The sequence below is a fragment of the Planktotalea sp. genome (genome assembly GCF_049680325.1).
In the GTDB taxonomy this organism is placed as follows: Bacteria; Pseudomonadota; Alphaproteobacteria; order Rhodobacterales; family Rhodobacteraceae; genus Planktotalea.
In genome coordinates this window covers 1-3,056 of the sequence record NZ_JBAUHO010000292.1, presented here as the reverse complement: position 1 = coordinate 3,056, position 3,056 = coordinate 1, and the positions used below count along the sequence as shown (strand labels likewise).

Below are 3,056 nucleotides of genomic sequence, written 5' to 3'. Positions count from 1 at the left end.
GTGTATAGATCGCGCGATTTCCGAAGATTCGGTACCGTGGGCCACCTCCGATGGAGGCGAGCTTTTGCAATGTGGTTTTGCGGATGGAATAGCCGCAAGACGTTAGATAATCGGCGGCTTCACGTCGGTTCAGTACTTTTTTCTGCATGATTTGAGTTCCTTATGCTGAGTAAGGACACCCAAACGTATCGCTTGGAGTGGGGCAAAAACATTTCTTTTTACTCCAACAATATATTTTCTTTCGTGTGCGGCCATTTATCAATCTGAAGGTTTTGACGAGCAAAGAAATAGTGAGCGGCTTCGCTCATTAAAATAGCGTTCATGCAGCTTATAAAGACTTGTTGTTCGCCGTGTTCTGAGAGTTCGTCAACGATTAGACGTTTGGATTCAGTGAACGAATTACGCTGATCCTTTTTGTAGTTTTTTAGTCGCTCGGCGACATTTACATCGACCGTCATTGCCTCGCATTCGTCTCGTGGTTTGATGGACTCGTTGTTCTGATCAATAAAATTTTGAATTTTGCGATAGATTGAGGCGTCAGAGTGGCCGGATGTAAGCTTCAAATACCAAAACAATCGAGTCAGGCCGCTGTCGATAAATTGATTGGCTCTCGGTCTCCCTCGCTTGGCTTTGAAAGCAGGGACGTGTGCACACGCTAATGCGTGGGACAGCTCTCTCCAACGATCGGGATCATCGTTGTTCTGTATCTCGAAATGATCGAACAGCGCTTGTTCTCGATCTTCGAGCCATTCCTTCAATTCCGCGCGCCTGTTGCCTTCCAACCATTCAACTAAGCGATCAAGTTCTCGGTTTTCTCTGCCGAGAATGCCGTCGTAAGGTGTTGATTTGGGAGTATTTGAGTTGGAGAATTTGGTCATTTTGACAAACCTGCTGTGATTTTTGAGATTGCGTTTTCTGCGAGCATTTGACGGTTAGAAATTGCCCAGTGAATATATCGTTGTGTTGATGTGATATCTCTGTGTCCGAGAGCTGTCATTATTTCGCTTGCTGAAGCGCCATCCATTGCCATGTGAGAAGCAAGTGAATGTCGAAGGCCGTGCAGACCTAGGGCAGGAGGCAAGTTCGCTTCATCGCGCACACGTCGCCAAACCTTGGACAAGTCGATACATCCGCCAGCTCGACTTGGCTTGAAGACCTGTCCCTTTCGAAGTTCAACCGGATGGGACTCAAGAATATCAATGGCAAGTTGTGGCAGGCCAATGATCCTTCGGTCTCCCGTTCGACGGCCAGTTTTATGCAAGTGCGGCTCAATTGAAATGATGCCGCTTGCCAGATCAACTTGTTGCCAGAGTAGATTCAGAATTTCACCTTTGCGCGCACCAGTCAGCATAATAATCTTAATAGCGTCAGCCGCATCTTGCTGAATTTGAACAAGGTCTGCATTTTGGTGGTTAGGATCGCTTAATCGGTTAAGTGTATGCCAAAGCCGGGCGTAGGCTTCGGGGTCATCCAAAATTGTTTCACGCTGTCCATCGCGGCCAATGTCCACGTTTCGAGCAGCCCTGATTATACTATGATCTACCAACCCAGCCTTTTCGCCCCAGCTTAAAATTGCGCGGAAGAGACGGACAGTGGTTCGCGCTGCGCCATCGCCACCTCGAACAGTGGATCGCCCATGCTTTTTACCACTTGGGACATCTCGTTTGGTCTTCCCAGAAGCGATGTCGCGAAAGAATTTCTCAACGAGCTGCATGTCAACGCTTGTGACAAGCTGATTACCGATCAGCGGCTTGATGTGTCTTTCAATGCGGCCAATGTCGATGTAGCGCGTACTTTCTGCTTTGCTCTGATAGGCAAAGCTCTTCAGATATTCATCTATCAGGTTTGAAACGGTGAACCTTTTTGAGGGATCGTATTTCTCGTCCAGCGGATCGACACCAGTCAAAAGCTTGTGTCGATACAACTCAGCTTGTCGACGTGCTTCATTTGGTGTGAGGGTGCCAACCTTACCGATTGTGATGTTGCGTTTTCGGTTTGCATCATTGCGGTATGAGAAGACGTAGGAGTGCACAGAGGATGGTCGGACAATGATGCCGAAGCCTTTCAGCGTGTCGTCCCAAATCGTCATTCTTTGCTCAGACGGCCGCAATGTGTCGACCAATCGTTTGGATACTTTAGCCATCGAAATCCTCTCTGGTTCACCACGGGTTCACCAAATGAAAGTAAAAGAGGGTATTTCAGCGATTGTAACCGAAAGGATACCAATGCGATAACCACCTTTATTTTCAACAGGTTGTATTGCATTGGTAAACTATAGAATGAAGAGGTAATAGTATTCGTAATGCCCTCCGAAGGCAGAGGCCGCAGGTTCGAATCCTGCTGGGTGCACCATTTCCCGACTTTAGAGCGCGCGCAGTTCCATGTGAGGCAGGCCGTTTGACGTTTTGCCGGGCGTGACACCGTCTTCGTTCAGCGTCACGTTCACCTGTTTGCGGAACGAGCTGAAACTATCGAATTCGATAACGTCCACAGCCGTGTCGAAGACCACGGTGAGATACCAATAGCCCCCTTGCGCCGCGCGCACAGCCTTTAGCGTGCCTTGGAACATATGTCCCAAGTAGCTGCCAAACACCCGTTGACCGACATACCAGCCGCGCGGTGCGTTGGATTTGCTTGCGGCGCTAAGGGTGTTCCAGTCGCGATAGCCCCATTGTCGTGCCACGGCCTCTAGCGCCATGCTTTGGGTGATCGGAGTTTGCTTTTCTGCCATTGCAGAGCGCAAGCGTTTGGCCTGCGATTTCAATGTATCGGCAGAGGGCACCGCGGTGCCATTTTCAGAGTTCGTCATTGATTTGGTCCCATTTTGAATATGGGTCACGTTGGTTCTGGGGGTGCTCGCATTGCCACCATCTTGTGACCGTTCGTCAAAAGGGTGCGTTCGTTTAAGATGCTGCATTTACCATAAGGTTTCCCTCGCAAGCGGCAGGAGGCAGCGCTCCTGATCGCCGCTTTAAAAGGATGTTGTGCTTTTGTCTACCCCGTCGCGCAAGGCAGCATAAGAAAGCAAGGCCCCCCCAACAGCAGGTGCCATGAAC

The 3,056-nt window shown here is 49.5% G+C and carries 3 protein-coding genes; all 3 read right to left on the bottom strand.

Translation table 11 applies throughout. From position 1 onward, the window contains the following. Nucleotides 1-218 precede the first annotated feature (218 nt). Complete coding sequence (locus WBC85_RS13360) at nucleotides 219-878, bottom strand: hypothetical protein (protein WP_424438069.1); 660 nt, start codon at nucleotides 876-878, stop codon at nucleotides 219-221. Next, nucleotides 875-2,143, bottom strand: coding sequence for a tyrosine-type recombinase/integrase (locus WBC85_RS13355; protein ID WP_424438066.1), 1,269 nt, complete (start codon nucleotides 2,141-2,143; stop codon nucleotides 875-877). Before WBC85_RS13355 ends, WBC85_RS13360 begins: the two co-directional genes overlap by 4 nt. Before the next feature lie 219 nt (nucleotides 2,144-2,362). Continuing rightward, nucleotides 2,363-2,809: a glyoxalase superfamily protein gene (locus WBC85_RS13350; RefSeq protein ID WP_424438064.1), complete on the bottom strand. Its 447-nt coding sequence runs from the start codon at nucleotides 2,807-2,809 to the stop codon at nucleotides 2,363-2,365. Nucleotides 2,810-3,056: the final 247 nt, after the last annotated feature.

What these genes read in the sequence shown, in the direction of transcription:
- WBC85_RS13350 (WP_424438064.1), bottom strand. Translation starts at nt 2,809, where the DNA reads ATGACGAACTCTGAAAATGGCACCGCGGTGCCCTCTGCCGATACATTG.
- WBC85_RS13360 (WP_424438069.1), bottom strand. Translation starts at nt 878, where the DNA reads ATGACCAAATTCTCCAACTCAAATACTCCCAAATCAACACCTTACGAC.
- WBC85_RS13355 (WP_424438066.1), bottom strand. Translation starts at nt 2,143, where the DNA reads ATGGCTAAAGTATCCAAACGATTGGTCGACACATTGCGGCCGTCTGAG.